Genomic DNA, 19978 nt, shown 5'->3' on the forward strand with positions numbered 1-19978 from the left:
GTCGTGCAAGGCTGGAGAGTCGGTAATGGAATGGATGTGCAAGTCGTTCGATGAGTTGGGCAGTGCCTTGCTTTACCGCATTCTGTCGGCGCGCAACGCCGTCTTCGTGGTCGAGCAGCAATGCCCGTATCAGGACATCGACGGACGCGATCTCCACAGCCTGCACCTCGTCGCACAAGTGCGCGACGAAGCGGGTCAGCCGCAGATTGCCGCGTATCTGCGTCTGTTGCCGCCGGGGCTTGCTTACGACGAGGCGTCGATCGGGCGCGTCATCACGGCGGCATCGCACCGCGGCACGGGCCTGGGGCGCGAACTGCTCGCCCGTGCCGTCGCGATTGCCGAAGTGCAATGGCCCGACGCCCCGCTGCGCATCGGCGCACAAGCCCATCTCGAAGCGTTCTACGGCGCCTTCGGCTTCGTCAAGGCCAGCGAGCCGTATGACGAAGACGGCATCCTCCACGTCGAGATGGTGCGTGCGGCGATGAACTCGGCCGCCTGAGCGCGGCAGCACAGCCGTACCGCAGTACCGCCCGGGCTTTCGTGCCCGGCACTACAATATCTTCCTTTGCCGTTCTCGCGTTTCCCGACACATGGCCTTGTATTCCATCACGGGCGCCCAATTGGCGTTCGGTCACGTGGCATTGCTCGACAATGCCGATTTTTCGCTCGAAGTGGGTGAGCGCGTCGGATTGATCGGGCGCAACGGCGCCGGCAAGTCGTCGCTGCTCAAGATCGTGGCGGGGTTGACCTCGCCCGACGACGGACTCGTTGCGCGTCAGGCGGGGCTGCACACCGTGTATGTGCCGCAGGAACCGGAATTCGACGACGAGAAGAGCGTGTTCGACATCGTCTCGCTCGGACTCGGCGAATGGCACGACCTGCTTACCGACTACGACCGCACGGCCGCCGCGCTGGCGGAGGCGCCGGAGGGCGCCGAGCACGATGCGCTGCTCGCTCGTTTGAACACGTTGCAATCGTCGCTCGACGCCGCCGACGCATGGCAACTCAAGACCCGTGTGGAGACGACCATCGCGCAACTGGGCCTCGATGCGCATGCGCGCGTCGGCGCGCTCTCGGGCGGGATGCAGAAGCGCGTCTCGCTCGCACAGGCGTGGGTCGCGCGCCCCGACGTGCTGCTGCTCGACGAGCCGACCAACCACCTCGATTTCGATGCCATCCGTTGGCTGGAGGAACTGTTGATCGGCTATCGCGGCGCGCTGCTCTTCATCACGCACGACCGCAGCTTCCTCGATCGCGTGGCTACCCGCATCGTCGAACTCGATCGCGGACGTCTGCTCTCCTATCCGGGCAACTTCACGCAGTACCAGGAGCGCAAGGCCGCGCAGCTCGAAGTCGAGCGCGTGGAGAACGAGAAATTCGACAAGCTGCTCGCGCAGGAAGAGGTGTGGATCCGCAAGGGGGTCGAAGCCCGGCGCACGCGCAGCGTGTCGCGCATCGAGCGGCTCAAGACAATGCGCAACGAGCGCGCCGAGCGCCGCGAGATTCAGGGCAATGTCCGTATGGACGTGGCGCAGGCCGAGAAGTCCGGCAAGATCGTCGCCGAACTCACGAACGTGACGAAGGCATACGATGGGCGCACCATCGTGCGCGATTTTTCGGCGACCCTCATGCGTGGCGACAAGGTCGGACTCGTCGGGCCGAACGGTGTGGGCAAGACGACCCTGCTCAAGCTCATCCTCGGAGAGATCACGCCGGACAGCGGTCAGATTCGCGTCGGCACGAACCTGCAGGTGGCGTATTTCGATCAGATGCGCGCCCAGCTCGATCCCGAAAAGAGCCTGCTCGACACCATTAGTCCGGGCAGCGACTGGATCGAGATCAACGGCACGCGCAAGCACGTCATGAGCTACCTCGGCGACTTCCTGTTCTCGCCCGAGCGCGCCCGCTCGCCGGTGAAGTCGCTCTCCGGCGGCGAGCGCAACCGTCTGCTGCTCGCCCGCCTGTTCGCGCGCCCGGCCAACGTGCTCGTGCTCGACGAACCGACCAACGATCTCGATATCCCCACGCTGGAACTGCTCGAAGAACTGCTCGAGGAATACAGCGGCACCGTATTCCTCGTGAGCCACGACCGCACGTTCCTCGACAACGTCGTGACGTCGGTCATCGCCGCGGAGGGCGACGGCAACTGGCGCGAGTACGTGGGCGGTTTCACCGACTGGCAGGTGCAGAGCGAACGTGCCGAAGCGCTTGCCGCGCAGCGCGCGCCGGCCGAGGACGCGGCGAAGGATGCGCCGAGTGCGCCCAAGCGCAGCGCCAATCGGACCGTGAAGCTCAGCTACAAGGAGCAACGCGAACTCGATGGCCTGCCGGAGCGTATCGCCGCACTCGAAGCGGAACAGAAAGACGCCGCCGCGAAACTCGAGGACGGCTCGATCTTTGTGAAAGATCCGGCTGCAGGGGCAGCATTATCCGAACGTTTCGAGGCGATCGAACTGGAATTGCTCGAAGCGCTCGAACGCTGGGAAGTGCTCGAAACCAAGCAGCGCGGCGAGAGCGCGTAGCGATGGGCGGCCGGGGAATCCGGCCGCATCGCATTTTGCTGTTGGCGACGTTGCACGATGTGCGTCGCGAGTGACAGTACAATAGGCCGCGATTCATCGGGCGCGTCCCGAATCCGGGCCGTCTGCGCCGGATACCGGGCGCACTCGGCGTGCTCATTATGTGGGCGCCGAAATGCAAGTTGTTGATCCGGCGTCACTTTTGTCATGTGTTAATGGGTTTTCCCCGTGGTTGTCCACAGGATTTGTGGATAATCGGCGGGCGCCGCACCCCAATTCAGTCACGCTATGTCGAAAAAAAACACGCCTGCCCAATACAGTGAAGCTTCCATCAAGGTCCTCAAGGGCCTTGAACCGGTCAAGCAGCGCCCGGGCATGTACACCCGCACCGAAAATCCGCTGCACATCATTCAGGAAGTCATCGACAACGCCTCGGACGAAGCGCTGGGCGGTTACGGCAAGCAGATTCTCGTCACCCTCAACAAGGACGGCTCGGTGAGCGTTGAGGACGACGGCCGCGGCATTCCCGTTGGCATTCACCCCGAAGAAGGCGTGCCGGTCGTCGAGATCGTGTTCACGCGCCTGCACGCGGGCGGCAAGTTCGACAAGGCCGCCGGTGGCGCCTATACCTTCTCCGGCGGTCTGCACGGCGTGGGCGTGTCGGTCACGAATGCGCTGGCGACACGCCTGGCGGTGACTGTGTGGCGCGACGGCCAGGTCTCCGAACTCGAATTCGCCGATGGCGGCAACGTCAGCGTGGCGCTGCACTCGCGCGCCGCGCAGCGCGGTGAGAAGAAGAGCGGCACGCGTGTCACCGTCTGGCCCGATGCAAAGTACTTCGACAGCCCCACGCTGCCGCTCGGCGAACTGCAGCGGCTGCTGCGCTCGAAGGCGGTGTTGTTGCCCGGTGTGCGCGTCACGCTGCGCCAGGAGAAGAACGGCGAAGAGCAATCGTGGTTCTATGAGCAAGGCCTGCGCGGCTATCTCATGGAGGCGTTGGGCGGTGCGGAGCCGCTCATTCCGCTGTTCGAAGGCGAGCGCTTCGCCGACGGCAATGAAGACAGTTTCGCCGAAGGCGAGGGGGCGGCCTGGGTGGTGGCCTGGACGGAGGATGGCGCGCAGGTGCGCGAATCGTACGTCAATCTGATTCCGACGCCGGCCGGCGGCACTCACGAGTCGGGCTTGCGCGAAGGTCTTTTCCAGGCCGTGCGGGGCTTCATCGAGTTGCACAACCTCCAGCCCAAGGGGGTGAAGCTGTTGCCGGAAGACGTCTTCTCGCGCGTGTCGTTCGTGCTCTCGGCGAAGGTGCTCGATCCGCAGTTCCAGGGGCAGATCAAGGAGCGCCTGAACAGCCGCGACGCCGTGCGTCTCGTCTCGTCGTTCACGCGCCCGGCGCTGGAGTTGTGGCTCAATCATCATGTCGAGCACGGCAAGAAGCTGGCCGAGCTCGTGATTCGTCAGGCGCAGGCGCGCACGCGCGCCGGTCAGAAGATCGAGAAGAAGAAGAGCTCCGGCGTGGCGGTGCTGCCCGGCAAGCTGACCGATTGCGAGACCGAGGACATCACGCGCAACGAGCTGTTCCTGGTCGAGGGCGATTCTGCGGGCGGCTCGGCGAAGATGGGGCGTGACAAGGAGTTCCAGGCGATTCTTCCGTTGCGCGGCAAGGTGCTCAATACGTGGGAGACCGAGCGCGACAGGCTCTTCGCAAACAATGAAGTGCACGACATCGCGGTGGCGATCGGCGTCGATCCGCACGGCCCGAACGACACGCCGGACCTGTCGAATCTGCGTTACGGCAAGATCTGTATCCTGTCGGATGCCGACGTCGACGGCTCGCACATCCAGGTGCTGCTGCTCACGCTCTTCTTCCGTCACTTCCCGCAGCTGATCGCGACGGGGCACGTGTTCGTCGCGCGTCCGCCGCTGTTCCGCGTGGACGCCCCGGCGCGCGGCAAGAAGCCGGCGCAGAAACTCTATGCGCTGGACGAAGGCGAGCTCGAAGCCATTCTCGACAAGCTGCGCAAGGACGGCGTGCGCGAGACCGCATGGTCGATCAGCCGCTTCAAGGGGCTGGGCGAAATGAGTGCCGAGCAGTTGTGGGAAACCACGATGAACCCGGACACGCGTCGCCTGAGCCCGGTGGCGCTTGGCGGGCTCGATTTCGACGCCACGGTGGCGCGCATGAACATGCTCATGGGCAAGGGCGAGGCGGCGCAGCGTCGCAGTTGGCTCGAGGCCAAGGGCAATGAAGTGGAAGTCGACGTCTGAGCCGAGGCCGGACATCAGTGTAACGGCGGGCGTCTCACGCATGGGCAGATCAGCGTGAGCGCTCACATAGTGGGATAATCCAACCTTCACCCTACCGGGAGTCGCGTTATGTTGCGTTCTATGCGTTGTATTTTCGTGCCGCTGCTGCTTGCCGGAGCAAGCGCTACCGCCTTGGCACAATCGGCCCAGCCGCGCGTCTTCTTCGTCTCGCCGGCCAATGGCGCGACGGTCACGAACCCGGTAGTGGTCAAGTTCGGCGTCGAGGGCATGGAGATCAAACCGGCGGGCGACATGACGTCCAATACCGGTCATCATCATCTGATTGTCGACGGCGCCCCGATTTCCGCAGGGCAGGTGGTTCCGACGGACGATACTCACCTGCATTTCGGCAAAGGCCAGACCGAGACGAGCGTCAACCTGACGCCGGGCGATCACACGTTGACGATGCAGTTCGCCAACGGTGCGCACCAGTCGTACGGTCCGGCCATGAGTCAGACGATCAAGGTGCATGTCAAAGGTCAACAATAACGCTGGTCCGACGGCGGATTGCGACAGGGCGATCCGCCGAATGTTCTCGCTGCCGCTCGTGCAGCGGATCGCAGGGGCCGCGCTGGCAGCCTTGCTGCTTGTCGCGACGCCCCTTGCGCACGCAGAACTCTACGGCTACGTCGACGAGAACGGCGTCGCCCACCTGGCCGCGCGCAAGCTCGACGCTCGCTACCGGCTCGTGGTGAGCGGCGGCAACGCCGACCCGCGCGTCGCACAGGGCGGCGTGGTGAGCGGCACCGACCGCTCACGTCTCTACGACGCGCTCGCGCGTCACCCGAACCTGCGCAAGCTCGCCCCCGTGATCGCACAGGCGGCGCAGCGCTTTCAGGTGGATGCCGCCTTGCTCAAGGCGGTGATTGCGGCGGAGTCTGGCTTCGACAGCGAGGCGGTGTCGCCCAAGGGGGCCGTCGGTCTGATGCAGGTGCTGCCCGCCACGGGCGAGCGTTACGGCGTGCGCGCCGATGCGAAGCGCTCGGTTGCCGACAAACTCACCGATCCGCGCACCAACGTGCTGACCGGTGCCCGTTATCTGCGCGATCTGCAGGCCCGGTATCCCGATCGGCTCGAACTCGTCCTGGCGTCGTATAACGCCGGGGAGGGCGCCGTGGCGAGGCACGCGGACCAGGTCCCGCCCTATGCGGAAACGCGCGCCTACGTGGCGGCCGTGCTCGAACTCTATCGGCGTTTCAATCCCGACGCGCCGGACGTCGTGGCCGGCGCTCGCGCCATCCGCACGAACGGCAACGCGCGTGTCAGCGGTTCTCACGGTCGCATTCACGTGATTCTGAGTGCGCCCTCGGGTTTGCCGGTCGTGCCTGCTAACATGCCGAACGCGTCGGCTCCCGGCTCGGCGCCCACACAGGCGCTTTCCTCCGCACCCACGACCGATTGAGGCCCGCCCGTGCCCGCGCGGCTCGGATTTTTCCGTAATGTCGGCGGAATCCGGGCGATTTCCGCTTCCATCACGCTGAAATCACACCCTCGCTTCGTCATTTGGACGCGTTTTTGCCGATTTGTACCGGCGAGCTTGGTATGATCTCGCCGTCGACGTCCAACCGAACATTCGTCAAACGTTCGCAGCAAACCCACAGGTTTTATGGAACAAGTAGAAGATCTCTTTACGCAACCGTCGGATGACGACACGCTGACGCTCGGCGCCTATGCCGAGCGCGCTTATCTGGACTACGCAATCAGCGTGGTCAAAGGCCGCGCCTTGCCGGACGTCTGCGACGGCCAGAAGCCGGTGCAGCGCCGCATTCTGTTCGCGATGAACGAAATGGGCCTCGGGGCCGACGCCAAGCCGGTGAAGTCGGCGCGTGTGGTCGGCGACGTGCTCGGCAAGTTCCACCCGCACGGTGACCAGTCCGCGTACGACGCGCTGGTGCGTCTCGCGCAGGACTTCTCGATGCGCTATCCGCTCATCGACGGTCAGGGCAACTTCGGCTCGCGCGACGGCGACGGCGCGGCGGCCATGCGTTACACGGAAGCGCGCCTCACCCCCATTGCGAAGCTGCTGCTCGACGAAATCGACGCCGGTACGGTGGACTTCGTGCCGAACTACGATGGTTCGACTGAAGAGCCGCGCCTGCTGCCGGCCCGTCTGCCGTTCGTGCTGCTTAACGGCGCGTCGGGGATCGCGGTCGGGCTGGCGACGGAAATCCCGTCGCACAACCTGCGGGAAGTCGCTTCGGCGGCCGTGGCGCTGATCCGCAATCCGAAGCTCGACGATGCCGAGCTGATGACGCACGTGCACGGCCCCGATTTCCCGGGGGGCGGCCAGTTGATTTCGAGCGCCGCGGAAATTCGCGCGGCATACGAGTCCGGGCGCGGCAGCCTGAAGGTGCGTGCGCGCTGGAAGATCGAGGAGATGGCGCGCGGCCAGTGGCAGGCGGTGGTGTACGAGCTGCCGCCGAACACGTCGGGTCAGAAGGTGCTCGAGGAGATCGAGGAAATCACCAACCCGAAGGTCAAGCTCGGCAAGAAGTCGCTCACGCCCGAGCAGCAGAACCTCAAGCAATCGGTGCTTGCCATGCTCGATGCGGTCCGCGACGAGTCGGGCAAGGACGCGCCGGTGCGCCTGGTGTTCGAGCCGAAGTCGAGCCGCATCGACCAGCAGGAGTTCATCACGATGCTGCTCGCGCATACGAGTCTGGAGTCGAGCGCATCGGTGAACCTGGTGATGGTCGGGGCCGATGGCCGTCCGGGTCAGAAGTCGCTGCGCGAGATCATCACGGAATGGATCGGCTTCCGCTTCGAGACGGTTACACGTCGTTCGCAGCACCGTCTGGGCAAGGTCGACGATCGCATTCATATTCTCGAAGGCCGGATGATCGTCTTCCTGAATATCGACGAAGTCATCCGCATCATTCGCGAGTCCGACGAACCGAAGGCCGCGTTGATGAGTTCGTTCAACCTGAGCGAGCGTCAGGCGGAGGATATTCTGGAAATCCGGCTGCGCCAGTTGGCGCGGCTCGAATCGATCAAGATCGAACAGGAGCTCGCCGCGTTGCGCGACGAGAAGGCGAAGCTCGAAGACCTGCTGGCCAACGACAGCGCGATGAAGCGCCTGATCATCAAGGAAATCGAAGCCGACGCGAAGCAGTTCGGCGACGAGCGCCGCACGTTGATTCAGGAAGAGAAGCGTGCCGTGGCCGAGGCGAAGGTCGTGGACGAGCCGGTGACGGTCGTCGTGTCCGCGAAGGGCTGGGTACGCGCGCTCAAGGGGCATGGCCTGGACGCGCAGGGCTTCTCGTTCAAGCAGGGCGATTCCCTGTACGGCGCATTCGAATGCCGTACTGTCGATCCGTTGATCGCTTGGGGCAGCAACGGCCGCGTGTATTCCGTGGCCGTGGCGCTGCTGCCGGGCGGGCGTGGCGACGGTGTGCCGCTCACGTCGCTCATCGAGCTCGAGTCGGGCTCGCGTTTGCTGCATTACTACGCGGCGTCCGCTGAGCAGGGGTTGTTGCTGGCGACGTCGAATGGCTTCGGCTTCACCACGAAGCTTGGCGACATGGTGAGCCGCGTGAAGGCGGGCAAGTCGTTCATGACCATCGACGACGGCGCCGAGCCGCTCACGCCCACGCCGATCTGGCAGAGCGCAAGCGCGGTGGCCTGTCTGTCGAGCGATGGCCGCCTGCTGGTCTTCGGCATGGACGAAATGAAGGCGCTCACCGGCGGCGGCCGTGGCGTGACGCTCATCGGGCTCGAGGCGAAGCAGACCTTGGTCTCGGCCGTGCCGATCAGCGAGGCGGGGGTGACGGTGTACGGTGAGGTGCGGGGCGGCAAGATCCAGTCCGAAACGCTCTCGGGCGACGCGCTCGCGCCGAATATCGGCAAGCGCGCGCGCAAGGGCCGTGCGCCGGCCGTCAAGTTCGCGACCTTCAAGCCGCGTTCGCTCGAGCCGGTGCTGCCGGCAGCGCCTTCGGCGTCCTGACGGGAGTCACGCATGAGCGTTTATGCCTTGAGCCTGTTCCTGCATCTCGTGAGCGTGGCCGTCTGGATCGGCGGGATGTTCTTCGCGTTGGCGTGCCTGCGTCCGGCGTCGTCCGAGCTCTCGCCGCAGCAGCGTCTGCCGCTGTGGGAGGCTGCGTTCACGCGCTTCTTCACATGGGTCGGCGTGGCCATCGTGGTGATTCTGCTCTCGGGCGGTCACATGATGATGGCCATGGGTGGGGCGCATGCCCGTTGGCCCGTGCATGCGATGGCGGGTGTCGGCGTGGTGATGATGCTGGTCTTCGGCCATATCCGGTTTGCGCTGTTTCCGCGCCTGCAGCGTGCGGTGCAGGCGCAGTCGTGGCCCGATGGCGCGGCGGCCGTCAACGGCATTCGCCGGCTGGTGATTCTCAACCTCGGGCTCGGCGTGGTCGTGATCGGACTGGCGGCGTCGCTGCGCAGCTGACGTCCAGGGCCGGTACACGAATGGAATGCGTCAGCCCGCGGGCGGAGGCATTTCGTGAAGCTGGCCCGCCACTTCGTGGCACATGGCGACGAAGGCCTGTACGAGCGGACTGTTGTCGTCGCGGCGCTTCGCCAGCAGCAAAGGCGTGTGTGCGTCGCGCTCGACGACGTCCATGAAGCACGCCCCCTCGATCTGAATGCAGCGCACGGCCGCTGGCAGGATCGCTACCCCAAGACCACTTGCCGCCAGCGCGACGATCGTGGTCGACTCGCGCGCTTCCTGCACCACGCGCGGCGTGAAGCCCGCGCGCTCGCACATCTTCCGGATCTTCCCGTCCACCGCCGTACCCACGTCGGGCGGATGCATGATGAACGCTTCGCCGGCCAGATCGGCGATCGATACCCTCGCGCGTTGCGCCAGCGCGTGGCCCTGATGCAGGACCACGACCAGCGCTTCGTCCATCAACGTCTCGAAAGTCAGTCCGGGCACTGGCGCCGCGTCGTCCGCCTGCCGCAGCAGGCCGATGTCCAGCGTGCGCTCGATCAGCGCGTCGCGCTGGCGCTCCGACGGCGACTCGCTGAGCATCAGCGTCACGCGCGGGTATCGCTGCCGGTAACGGGTCAGCACACGCTTCATGACCTGGGTCATCGGGGCCGACGTCGTGAAGGCGATGCGCAACTCGCCGGCGTTCACCCCGGCGATCTGCTGCACTTCCTGACGCGCGGCATCGGCGTCCACAAGGATCTGACGTGCCCGCGCGAGGAACGCGCGTCCCGCCGTCGTCAGAAAGACACGCCGCTGCGAGCGTTCGAACAGCGGCACGCCGAGTTCCTCCTCGAGCGCGCGGATCTGCATCGACAGGGGCGGCTGCCCGATGTTGAGCTTCTGTGCGGCGCGGCTGAAATGCAGCTCTTCGGCGACCGTGACGAAATAGCGGAGATGGCGAAGTTCCATACGTCGCGACTCGATTGATCTATTTTATATATGGAAATGTCTAGTAAATATATATTGGACGCAAGGTAACGGCAAACCTATCATCGGCGGTGTCCCTTTCATCCTTGGCTCGCGCGAGGCGAGCCAGCATCATGGCGTCGACGAACTCTCTTTCGCTTCCTGCCGGCGGCCCCGCCGGCGGTTCCCCGTCCAGGCCTCCGGCCGGCGTCGCGCGCGGCACGCGCGAATATGCGGTCATCAGCCGCGCGCTATTCTTCGGCGGTTTCTCCACGTTTGCGCAGTTGTACTGCATGCAGTCGCTGCTGCCGCTGCTCACCGTGACGTTCGGTATCACGCCCGCGCAGGCGAGCTGGTCGGTCTCGGCCGCCACGATGATGATGGCGCTTGGTTTGCTGGTGACGTGTGTGGCCGCGGACCGTGTGAGCCGCAAGCGGATGATGACGATCGCGTTGCTCAGTTCATCGGTGCTCACGCTGGCGAGCGCGTTCTCGACGAACTTCGAGACGCTCGTGATCCTCGGCGCGCTCAAGGGACTGGCGCTCTCGGGGTTGCCGGCCATTGCGATGGCGTATCTGAGCGAGGAGATCGATCAGCGCTCGCTCGGCATGTCGATGGGGCTCTATATCGGCGGCAATATTCTCGGCGGAATGGCGGGACGTGTGCTCGCGGCCTTCGTCGCCGATATGTTCTCGTGGCGGGTCTCGGTGGCCGTGATCGGGCTCGTCTGTCTGGCGATGGGGCTGGAGTTCGCCCGCAGCCTGCCGCATTCGCGCCGCTTCACGCCGCGTCACATGTCCGTGCGCGAGGCCGTGGGGCATGCGCGCCGTCACCTCGCGGACCCCGCGCTGCTCGGCTTGTATCTCTTCGCCGGACTCATGATGGGCAGCTTCGTGAGCGTCTACAACTACCTGGGTTTTTATCTGTCGGCGCCGCCATTCCATCTGCCGCATGCCGCGATCGGCGCGATCTTCACCATGTATCTCATCGGCGTGATCGGCTCGTTCATCGCCGGGCCGCTGTCGGACCGCGTCGGCCGCGCACGCTTGCTATGGGTGCTGGTCGCGCTGGCGCTCGCGGGACTCGTGACCATGCTGGCGTCGCAGGTGCTCGGCGTGGTGCTCGGCCTGGCGATCTTCACCTTCGGATTCTTTGGTGCGCACACGGTGGCGAGCAGTTGGGTCGGCCGCCGCGCGACGGAAGGACGGGCGATCGCCTCTGCGCTGTATCTCTTCTTCTACTATCTCGGGTCGAGCCTGCTCGGCAGCTACTCGGGCGTGATGCTCAAGGCGCACGGCTGGCACGGCGTGGTGGCGCTGCTGGGCGTTGCGGTCGTGCTGTCGCTCGCCGTGGCGGTGGCCATGCGGCGAGCGTACGGGACCGGCAAGCCTGTTTGATGCGAGGATGACGCGAGGGCGCTTTGCCGGAACCCTCTGAACCGACCCCAGCGATTGGATTCGCATCCTAGGTTCGGGGCGGGATTCAGAGGGGGGCTTTGCAGCGATATGTTTGGCAGTTCAGTGGGCGCTCGACGGTGTTCCACTCGCGGCGCTCATCGTGGCCGTCGATCGACTTTTCCTCGTCGCCGAACCGCGATCGTCCCGGCGTCAGGCAACCTCGGCGATCAGCTCGATCTCGACGCATGCGCCGAGCGGGATCTGTGCCACGCCGAAAGCGGAGCGTGCATGCTTACCCGCGTCGCCGAACACTTCCGCGAACAGTTCCGAAGCGCCGTTGGTCACCAGATGCTGATCGGTGAACTCCTGCGTCGAGTTGACGAGGCTCATCAGCTTGACGATGCGCTTGACCTTGTTCAGGTCGCCCGTATGCGCGTGCAGTGTGGCGATCAACTCGATGGCGGTGGCGCGCGCGGCCGCCTTGCCTTCGTCCACGCTGACATCCTTGCCGAGCTTGCCGGTCCAGATCTTGCCGTCTTTCTTCGGCAGATGGCCCGAGAGGAACACGGTGTTGCCGGTTTGCGCGCTCATCACGTAAGCGGCGGCGGGAGCGCCGGCGTTCGGCAGTTCGATACCCAATTGCTTCAGTTTGTCGTAGACGGACATGTACGGCTTCCTTGCAGATGCGTTGAAATCGGACCGATCAATGGTATCGGACGGGGACTGGAGGAGCGATTCGCGCCGAACCGTGACGGCTCGGCGCGTTTTCCGCCTGACGATACCAGGCGATATCAGACGATAGCGGGCGCGTCCGGTATCAGGCGGCGCGGCGCGTCAACGTCTCGGCGATGAGGGCGCCCAGGCGGCTCACGCCGGCCTCGATCTTCTCGGGCGGCACCGTGACGAACGACAGTCGCAGCGTATTCGTTTGCGGCGTGCCGACATAGAACGGCGCTCCAGGCACGAACGCCACATTCTGCGCGATCGCTTTTTCCAGCAACTGCATGGTGTCGATGCCGGCGGGCAATGTCAACCAGATGAACATGCCGCCGGCTGGCGCGGTCCATGTGGCGTCTGCCGGCATGTGTTTCGCCAGCGCCGTCAGCATGGCCTGCGCCTGTGCGGCGTAGAGCGTGCGGATCGACGGGATGTGCGTGTCGAGGAAGCCGTCCTTGACCACTTCGTACGCGATGCGCTGCGTGAGGCTCGGCGTGTGCAGATCGGCGGCCTGCTTGGCCTGCACGAGTTTCGAGATCACCGCCGGCGGCGCGATGATGAAGCCGAGTCGCAGGCCCGGTGCGAGCACCTTCGAGAACGATCCCATGTACAGCACGTGCTCGGGCGCGAGCGACATGAGGCTCGGCAGACGCTGGCCCTCGTAGTCGAGTTCGCCGTACGGATCGTCCTCGATGATCACGAGTCCGTCGCGCCTGGCGAGTGCGGCGAGCGCCTCGCGTCGCGGCATCGGCAGGCGGCGTCCGGTCGGGTTCTGGAAATTCGGCATGGCGTACAGGAAGCGCGCGCCGCTCACGAGGTCGGGCGTGAGCGCTTCGGGCAGCAGACCGTGTTCGTCGGTCGGCACCGGCACATAGACCGGCGAGAACAGCGAGAACGATTGCAGCGCACCCAGATAGCTTGGTGCTTCCACGAGCACGCGGCTGCCTTCGTCGATGAAGATCTTGCCGATGAGATCGAGGCCTTGTTGCGAACCGGTGGTGATCAATACGTTTTCAGGCGCGAGCGTGAGGCCGTCGCGAGAGTAGCGCCGGGCAACCCATTCGCGCAGCGGTGCGAAGCCTTCCGTCGCGCTGTATTGCAGGGCGGCTTGCGGAGCATCGGTCAGCACGCGCTCGGCCGCGGCGCGCATCTGCGTCACGGGGAAGGTCGCAGGAGAGGGCAGGCCGCCCGCGAACGAGATGACCTCGGGGCGCTCGGTGACCTTGAGGATTTCGCGAATGGCCGAGCTGGTCAGTTTGCGGGCACGTTCGGAATATTGCCATTCATGCATGATGGTCTCGCTTTGATAGTGCGGCCTTTCTGAGCGGCCGCGAGTGTCTGGCATTGCGGGAGCCGGGTGCGTGGAGGCTGGCGCAACGCCGGGGGGCAGTCGCGTCTCGGCGCAGGGATCGCATGCGCCGAGACGCGGCTTCAGACCGGTTTGCCCGTGAGTCGCGAGTCGCCGATCTTCATATTCTTGCCGAGTGCGATGGTCAGGACGACGCCGGCGGCGAACAACCACGTCACCGCATCGACCTGTTCGCCGAAGAAGAGGGCGGACAGCGCAATCGTGAAGAAAATCTGTAGCAATTGTACCTGCCCGACGCGAGCGATCCCGCCCATGGCGAGGCCGGCGTACCAGGCGAAGAAACCGATGAATTGCGAGAACAGCGTGACATACGCGAACGCGCCCCACGCCCGGCCGCTCACCGGCCACGGTTGCTGCCATGCGAGCCAGCCGACCGGCAGCACCAGCACCGGCGCGCAAACCACGAGCGCCCAGCAGATCACTTGCCAGCCACCTATTTCGCGGGCGAGCTTGCCGCCTTCGGCATAGCCCAGTGCACCGACGACCACGGCGAGCAGCATCAGGCCGTCGGCCGCATGCAGGCTGCCGCCGCCGGCGCGCAGCGCAAACGCGATCACCAGCGCACTGCCGACGAGCGCGCACACCCAGAAGCCGCGCGACGGACGCTCGCCACCCAGCCAATAGGCGTAGATGGCGACGAAGAACGGTTGCAGACCGTTGACGACCGCGCCGTGCGAGGCGGGAATCGTCTTCATCGCCCAGGCGGAGAACACGGGGAAGGCCACGATCACCCCCAGCGACGTGATGGCGAGGCTCTTGATCTGACGCAGGTTCGGCCACGGTTCGCGCCGCCACCAGAGCAGCGCGCCGGCGAACACGGCGGCCACTAGCGCACGCCCCAGTCCGTTGAGCAGCGGGTTGACCTCCGCCACGACGATGCGCGTCATCGGCAACGTCAGACTGAAGATGAGCACACCGATCAGTCCGATCAGCATGCCCCGGGATTCGCGCGAATTCATGGTGTCGCCTCTTGTCTTTCGCAGGTTTTGCCGCCCGCCATGCGTTGTGCCGGGCGTTCGATGATGCAGGGGCCTGTCGTCCTATCGCAATGTGCGAGGACCATCAGGGGTTGCGATTTCCGCCGTGAGCGACGGCTCGACCAGCGTCGCTTCGACGCTCACGAGTGCTTCGGCGCCCAGCCAGCGCAGTTGTTCGTTGATCATGGCCGCTTGCGGATGAAAGCCCCGCAACGCGGTGACGGCGCAATCGGCATTCGGCAGGGCGTTGGCCGGGTGCTGCGGCGAATCCCACTGGATCAGCGTCGGCAGCAAACCTTGCCCCGCGCCCTGCCACGACGGCAGGCTACCGTCTTCCGGTACGCCGATCTGCCACGTCAGCGCGCCGCGTTGCATGGCGATCACCGGCGCCAGCCGCCGCGGATACTGTGCCTGCCAGCGCGGCAGCGAGCGTGGGCGCTCGACGCGCGCCACCCAATGCGCCAGATACGGTCCGCGTTCGAGTCGCGCCTGTACGGCGTCGTCATCGAGTCCGAACCAGCGCGCCCGCTCGGGCGGCGGGGCGTCCGGATCGATCGCGATGATCTCGAGGTATGTGCCGCCCCAAAGTCCCAGCAGGCTGTTGTGCGTGCCCATGCGCGCGTGCTTGCCGCCGCGCTGCGGGACGACGTCGGTCAGGCCCAATTGCTCGATGACGTGCGCCTCGCCGGCTTCCAGCGTTTGGGCTGCAACGACGAGATGGTCCAGTTTGAGGGCGTGAGATGCGGTCATATACAAATTCGGGCGAAGCGTTCGGAAGCGGACCGGGCGAGGTGCGCGTGACAGCAAGAGAAGCGGCGGGCGTTACAAGGACCTTGGGCTTATGCTGCTGTCGGCGCCGCGATGCGCGGCAAAAACCGATAGCTTACTCCGCCTTGCCATGCTTGCCGTCATGCCCCTGCGGTGTCCTGTGCCATCGGGCCATCGTCAGCGCGCCGACGCATCGATACCTCAGCCGCGCGACAGACGCGCCACCGCGCGGGTCGCCATGCGCGCCGCCATGCCGCGCCACACGAGCCGCCAACCTGCGCGCGCCGTGTGCGCGATGCGCTTGCCGGTCGTCGTCATGATCGTCTTCGCCGGCTGGCTCACCCGCAGTCGTGCGCCCTCGTTCCAGGTGCCGAGCCAGACGCGTTGCCCGGCGCGCATCTCGAAGCTCTCGCCCGCGCGCAGCCAGTGATCGGTGTGTTCGCCTTCCACGGTCAGCCACAGCAGGCCTTGCAGCACCTGCAGCGTTTGCGGCCGCTCGGCCGCCCGGTCTTGCCAGAGGACGGTCTGTTCCCGGTCCAGTTCGAAGAGTCGGATTTCACGCATGACGTTCTCCAGTTGAGAGGACACTTTATCGGTTAACTCCGGTACAGTACCGGTACAGATATCGAGATCATTTTCGGTACAGTTCGGGATTGACAGGGATTTTGGGGAGCGTAGAGTGGCGACCCATGGGCGTCGAGGGGCTGACACTTCCTCTTTCGAGCGCCAGTCAGATGCGCGGAAGCGCCGTGTCGGCACCGGCACGACCGGGGCAGATGAGACGGCGCTTTCCGGCAAGCCGCAAAAAGGTGGAAAGACGATGACGACAATCAACCGCATATCTCCGCTCGCGCTGGCGGACAACGCGGCGCTGGACACAGCCCGCATGACGCTCGTCGACCAGCTCGTGCACTGGGCGAGTCTGCGTATCGAGGAGCGGGTGTTCCTGCCCGGCATGCGCATGCCATCGATCCGCTCGCTTGCGGAGGACAAGCGCGTCTCGCGCTTCTCGGTCGTCGAGGCATATGAACGGCTGGTTGCCCAGGGGTATCTGGAGGCGCGCCGCGGTTCGGGCTTCTACGTGCGCGAGCGGCCGATGATGCCGCCGCAGAACGCCGCGTCGCCGATGATTACGCAAGGCCCCATCGACGTCGCATGGCTCGTGCGCAGCATGTTGCACTCGGTCGCGCCGGAGCGCGGCCCCGGTATGGGCTATCTGCCGCCCAGTTGGCTCGATGCCGACATGATGACGTCCGCCATGCGTTCGATGAGCCGCCAGTCGAGCGCGCATCTGCTGCAAAGCGGTCATCCGCATGGCTTCCTGCCGCTGCGCGTGCAGCTCCAGACGCAGCTCGCGGAACTGGAGATCGGCGCACGTCCCGAGCAGATCGTGCTCACCTCGGGCATCACGCAGGCGGTGGATTTCCTGCTGCGACTCTACGTGCGTGCCGGTGACACGGTGCTGGTGGGCGATCCCGCATGGTTCGTGATGTTCGGCCGCATCGCTTCGCAAGGGGCGAACACCGTCGGTGTGCCCTACACGCCGGAAGGCATGGACATGCAGGCGCTCGAACGGCTGGTGCAGCAGCATCGGCCCAAGCTGCTCATCATCAACTCCATCCTCCAGAATCCGACGAACACATCGCTGACGCCGGCGCGCGCGTTCCAGATCCTGCGCCTGGCCGAGCAGTACGACTTCATGGTGCTGGAGGACGACATCTACTGCGATCTGTGTCCGCCGCATCAGCAGGTGGCGCGTCTGGCCAGCCTCGATCAGCTCAAACGCGTGATCTACATGGGCAGCTTTTCGAAGACGCTCGCCGCCAATCTGCGGGTGGCCTTCGTCGCCTGCTCGCCGCAGCTTGCCAAGACATTCGTCGATCACAAGATGCTCTCGGGCTCGACCACGCCGGAGATCAACGAGCGGATCGTCTACAAGGCGCTCACCGAAGGGCATTATCGGCGTCACGTGGAGCGTTTGCGCACCCGGCTCGACGAGGTGCGCGACGGGACGCGCCGGCAGCTAGAGCGTATCGGCCTGCGGATGTTCGGCGACCCGACCAGCGGCATATTCCTCTGGGTCGACACAGGGGTGGACACGAGTGCCATCGCGGCGGCCGGGCACGAAGCCGGCTTCCTGTTCGCGCCCGGCGCCCTGTTCTCGCCGCGCCAGGCGCCGAGTACGTGGATGCGCATGAACATTGCGTGCTCCAGCGACCCTGCCATGTTGTCATTCCTCTCCAGGCAGCTCGAGCTGGCCGCCTGAGCGCTTGAGCCGGACCCGCGTCGTGCGGTGAATCGGCGCTTCGTCGCGCGTTCTTCGTGCATCTCGCCTGAAAATAACCCTTCCGGCGGCCTTGAAATGCCGGCGGCCCGTCCCTATGTTCGGGTCTGTACCGCCGGCCCGGCGGCGCGCGCGCGAGTGCAACCCGGGGGGCGGTTCGAGCCGAATTTCCATTCAACTCACCGTTTCACGAGGGTTCCCGACCATGGCGCAAGAAACCATGAGCTTTCAGGCGGAAGTCAAACAGCTTCTGCAACTGATGATTCATTCGCTGTACAGCAACAAGGAAATCTTCCTGCGCGAGCTGATCTCCAACGCCTCGGACGCCGCCGACAAGCTGCGCTTCGAAGCCATCAACGACGCCGCGCTGTACGAGCAGGATCCGGACCTCAAGATTCGCGTGTCGTTCGACAAGGACGCGCGCACCATCACCATCGAAGACAACGGCATCGGCATGAGCCGCGAGGAAGCCATCGCGCATCTCGGCACGATCGCCAAGTCCGGTACCAAGGAATTCTTCTCCCGCCTGTCGGGCGACCAGCAGAAGGACGCCGCGCTGATCGGTCAGTTCGGCGTGGGCTTCTACTCGGGCTTCATCGTTGCCGACCGCATGACGGTCGAGTCGCGCCGCGCGGGTCTGCCGGCCGGAGAAGGCGTACGCTGGTCGTCGACGGGCGAGGGCGACTTCTCGGTCGAGACGATCGAGCGCGCCGCACGCGGCACCGCGATCACGCTGCATCTGCGTGAGGGCGAAGACGAGTTGCTGTCGTCGTGGCAGCTCCAGTCCATCATCCGCAAGTATTCGGATCACATCTCGCTGCCCATCGTCATGCGCGGCGAGCGCTGGGACGAAGAGAAAAAGGCGATGGTGCCGGCCGAGAGCGACGAGACCGTCAACCAGGCCAGCGCCCTCTGGACGCGCAGCAAGAGCGACATCACCGACGAGCAGTACACCCAGTTTTACCAGCACATCGCGCACGACACGCAGGCGCCGCTCGCGTGGACGCACAACCGCGTGGAAGGCCGCAGCGAATATACGCAACTGCTGTACGTGCCGGGTCACGCCCCGTACGACCTTTGGGACCGCAATTCGCGGGGTGGCTTGAAGCTATACGTCAAGCGCGTATTCATCATGGACGACGCCGAGCAACTGCTGCCGAACTACCTGCGTTTCGTGCGCGGCGTTGTCGATTCGGCCGATCTGCCGCTCAACGTCTCGCGCGAAATCCTGCAGGAAAGCCGCGACGTGAAGGCCATTCGCGAAGGCTGCGCCAAGCGTGTGCTGAGCCTGCTCGAAGATCTCGCGGAGAACCAGAAGGACAAGTATGCGCAGTTCTGGAGTGCGTTCGGTCAGGTGCTCAAGGAAGGCACGGGCGAGGACTACGCCAATCGTGAGCGCATCGCCAAGCTGCTGCGCTTCGCGAGCACGCACACCGATTCGGCCGAACAGAATGTGTCGCTGGCCGACTACGTGAGCCGCATGAAGGAAGGCCAGGACAAGATCTACTACGTCACCGCGGAGAGCTGGGTGGCGGCAAGCCACAGCCCGCATCTCGAGGTCTTCCGCAAGAAGGGCGTGGAAGTGCTGCTGCTCACCGATCGCGTCGACGAGTGGATGCTCTCGTATCTGCACGACTTCGACGGCAAGGCGCTCGTGAGCGTGGCGCGCGGCGACCTGGACCTGGGCGCGCTCGAGGATGCGCAGGAGAAGGCCGAGCAGGAGAAGACCGGCGAAGCGCTAAAGCCGCTCATCGAGAAGATGAAGACGGTGCTCGCCGACAAGGCCAAGGATGTGCGTGTGACGTTCCGTCTGACCGATTCGCCGTCGTGCCTGGTGTCGGACGAGAACGACATGAGCGGAACGCTCCAGCGTCTGATGAAGGCGGCCGGTCAGAAGATGCCCGAGTTCCGCCCGATTCTCGAAATCAATCCGGAGCATGCGCTGGTCAAGCGTCTGAATGCCGAGAGCGCCGATATCGCCGACTGGACCGAACTGCTGTTCGATCAGGCGTTGCTCGCGGAAGGCGGCAGCCTCGAAGACCCGGCGGCGTTCGTCAAGCGTACCAACGCCTTGCTGCTCGCGGCGCACTGATCGCCGTCGCATCGACGGACGACGTCGGTCGAAGAATGCCCTCGCGCTGTCATGGCGCGGGGGCTTTTTATCGAGGGGGCGGTCGCGCGGCAAGCCGCTTTCCTTGTGGTGGAATCGGTGACGACCGTGCCGATGGCGTGGGACGGCGACGTGACCGGCGAAGGGGACCCCGCGCCTTTATAATGCCGA

The 19978-nt window shown here is 65.0% G+C and carries 16 protein-coding genes; 10 read left to right on the plus strand and 6 right to left on the minus strand.

Annotated features, from left to right (window positions below; all coding sequences use genetic code 11):
- The first annotated feature begins 25 nt into the window (after positions 1-25).
- The 7 genes from RO07_RS09145 to RO07_RS09175 all read left to right on the plus strand — a co-directional run bounded on the left by RO07_RS09145 (position 26) and on the right by RO07_RS09175 (position 9234).
- Positions 26-499, plus strand: coding sequence for a GNAT family N-acetyltransferase (locus RO07_RS09145; RefSeq protein ID WP_039410035.1), 474 nt, complete (start codon positions 26-28; stop codon positions 497-499).
- A gap of 91 nt (positions 500-590) precedes the next feature.
- Positions 591-2522 carry an ATP-binding cassette domain-containing protein gene (locus tag RO07_RS09150; protein ID WP_039410037.1) on the plus strand — a complete coding sequence of 644 codons (1932 nt, stop codon included), beginning with the start codon at positions 591-593 and terminating at the stop codon, positions 2520-2522.
- Positions 2523-2807: 285 nt separating this feature from the next.
- Positions 2808-4787, plus strand: a complete 1980-nt coding sequence (locus RO07_RS09155; RefSeq protein WP_039410039.1) for a DNA topoisomerase IV subunit B — start codon at positions 2808-2810, stop codon at positions 4785-4787.
- A 108-nt stretch (positions 4788-4895) separates the two neighbouring features.
- Positions 4896-5315 (plus strand): DUF4399 domain-containing protein, encoded by a 420-nt coding sequence (locus RO07_RS09160; protein ID WP_218026539.1) that lies wholly within the window; start codon positions 4896-4898, stop codon positions 5313-5315.
- 49 nt (positions 5316-5364) lie between these two features.
- The gene (locus RO07_RS09165; protein ID WP_084072835.1) at positions 5365-6228 is read left to right on the plus strand and encodes a lytic transglycosylase domain-containing protein; all 864 of its coding nucleotides are present in this window, start codon (positions 5365-5367) and stop codon (positions 6226-6228) included.
- Positions 6229-6432: 204 nt separating this feature from the next.
- A complete protein-coding gene (gene parC, locus RO07_RS09170) occupies positions 6433-8769 on the plus strand; it encodes a DNA topoisomerase IV subunit A (RefSeq protein ID WP_039410041.1) in 2337 nt (778 codons plus the stop codon).
- Positions 8770-8781: 12 nt separating this feature from the next.
- A complete protein-coding gene (locus RO07_RS09175; RefSeq protein WP_039410042.1) occupies positions 8782-9234 on the plus strand; it encodes a CopD family protein in 453 nt (150 codons plus the stop codon).
- A gap of 30 nt (positions 9235-9264) precedes the next feature.
- Here RO07_RS09175 and RO07_RS09180 read toward each other — a convergent pair whose 3' ends face one another.
- Positions 9265-10188, minus strand: a complete 924-nt coding sequence (locus RO07_RS09180) for a LysR substrate-binding domain-containing protein (RefSeq protein ID WP_039410044.1) — start codon at positions 10186-10188, stop codon at positions 9265-9267.
- Positions 10189-10319: 131 nt separating this feature from the next.
- Between RO07_RS09180 and RO07_RS09185 the strand changes: the two genes are divergently transcribed.
- On the plus strand, positions 10320-11582 hold the full coding sequence (locus RO07_RS09185) for an MFS transporter (protein WP_039410046.1): 1263 nt from the start codon (positions 10320-10322) through the stop codon (positions 11580-11582).
- Between the two features lie 210 nt (positions 11583-11792).
- On the opposite strand, the gene RO07_RS09190 is transcribed toward RO07_RS09185, so the two are convergent.
- The 5 genes from RO07_RS09190 to RO07_RS26285 form a co-directional block, all read right to left on the minus strand.
- Positions 11793-12248, minus strand: coding sequence for a RidA family protein (locus RO07_RS09190; RefSeq protein WP_039410052.1), 456 nt, complete (start codon positions 12246-12248; stop codon positions 11793-11795).
- 151 nt (positions 12249-12399) lie between these two features.
- Positions 12400-13590, minus strand: a complete 1191-nt coding sequence (locus RO07_RS09195) for an aminotransferase-like domain-containing protein (RefSeq protein ID WP_039410055.1) — start codon at positions 13588-13590, stop codon at positions 12400-12402.
- A gap of 140 nt (positions 13591-13730) precedes the next feature.
- Positions 13731-14627 (minus strand): DMT family transporter, encoded by an 897-nt coding sequence (locus tag RO07_RS09200; protein WP_039410058.1) that lies wholly within the window; start codon positions 14625-14627, stop codon positions 13731-13733.
- Between the two features lie 81 nt (positions 14628-14708).
- Positions 14709-15395, minus strand: a complete 687-nt coding sequence (locus RO07_RS09205; protein ID WP_039410061.1) for a VOC family protein — start codon at positions 15393-15395, stop codon at positions 14709-14711.
- 219 nt (positions 15396-15614) lie between these two features.
- Positions 15615-15977 carry a DUF2917 domain-containing protein gene (locus RO07_RS26285; RefSeq protein ID WP_052267153.1) on the minus strand — a complete coding sequence of 121 codons (363 nt, stop codon included), beginning with the start codon at positions 15975-15977 and terminating at the stop codon, positions 15615-15617.
- A gap of 256 nt (positions 15978-16233) precedes the next feature.
- Between RO07_RS26285 and RO07_RS09215 the strand changes: the two genes are divergently transcribed.
- Both RO07_RS09215 and htpG read left to right on the plus strand, forming a co-directional pair.
- Positions 16234-17679 (plus strand): aminotransferase-like domain-containing protein, encoded by a 1446-nt coding sequence (locus RO07_RS09215; protein ID WP_039410063.1) that lies wholly within the window; start codon positions 16234-16236, stop codon positions 17677-17679.
- Positions 17680-17902: 223 nt separating this feature from the next.
- Complete coding sequence (gene htpG, locus RO07_RS09220) at positions 17903-19789, plus strand: molecular chaperone HtpG (protein ID WP_039410065.1); 1887 nt, start codon at positions 17903-17905, stop codon at positions 19787-19789.
- Positions 19790-19978 lie beyond the last annotated feature (189 nt).

The sequence above is a fragment of the Pandoraea pulmonicola genome, from assembly GCF_000815105.2.
GTDB lineage: Bacteria > Pseudomonadota > Gammaproteobacteria > Burkholderiales > Burkholderiaceae > Pandoraea > Pandoraea pulmonicola.

Bases quoted from the DNA above. Each gene is read 5' to 3' on its own strand.
- RO07_RS09145 (WP_039410035.1), top strand. From the start codon at position 26: ATGGAATGGATGTGCAAGTCGTTCGATGAGTTGGGCAGTGCCTTGCTT.
- RO07_RS09150 (WP_039410037.1), top strand. From the start codon at position 591: ATGGCCTTGTATTCCATCACGGGCGCCCAATTGGCGTTCGGTCACGTG.
- RO07_RS09155 (WP_039410039.1), top strand. From the start codon at position 2,808: ATGTCGAAAAAAAACACGCCTGCCCAATACAGTGAAGCTTCCATCAAG.
- RO07_RS09160 (WP_218026539.1), top strand. From the start codon at position 4,896: ATGTTGCGTTCTATGCGTTGTATTTTCGTGCCGCTGCTGCTTGCCGGA.
- parC (WP_039410041.1), top strand. From the start codon at position 6,433: ATGGAACAAGTAGAAGATCTCTTTACGCAACCGTCGGATGACGACACG.
- RO07_RS09175 (WP_039410042.1), top strand. From the start codon at position 8,782: ATGAGCGTTTATGCCTTGAGCCTGTTCCTGCATCTCGTGAGCGTGGCC.
- RO07_RS09180 (WP_039410044.1), bottom strand. From the start codon at position 10,188: ATGGAACTTCGCCATCTCCGCTATTTCGTCACGGTCGCCGAAGAGCTG.
- RO07_RS09185 (WP_039410046.1), top strand. From the start codon at position 10,320: ATGGCGTCGACGAACTCTCTTTCGCTTCCTGCCGGCGGCCCCGCCGGC.
- RO07_RS09190 (WP_039410052.1), bottom strand. From the start codon at position 12,248: ATGTCCGTCTACGACAAACTGAAGCAATTGGGTATCGAACTGCCGAAC.
- RO07_RS09195 (WP_039410055.1), bottom strand. From the start codon at position 13,590: ATGCATGAATGGCAATATTCCGAACGTGCCCGCAAACTGACCAGCTCG.
- RO07_RS09200 (WP_039410058.1), bottom strand. From the start codon at position 14,627: ATGAATTCGCGCGAATCCCGGGGCATGCTGATCGGACTGATCGGTGTG.
- RO07_RS09205 (WP_039410061.1), bottom strand. From the start codon at position 15,395: ATGACCGCATCTCACGCCCTCAAACTGGACCATCTCGTCGTTGCAGCC.
- RO07_RS26285 (WP_052267153.1), bottom strand. From the start codon at position 15,977: ATGCGTGAAATCCGACTCTTCGAACTGGACCGGGAACAGACCGTCCTC.
- RO07_RS09215 (WP_039410063.1), top strand. From the start codon at position 16,234: ATGACGACAATCAACCGCATATCTCCGCTCGCGCTGGCGGACAACGCG.
- htpG (WP_039410065.1), top strand. From the start codon at position 17,903: ATGGCGCAAGAAACCATGAGCTTTCAGGCGGAAGTCAAACAGCTTCTG.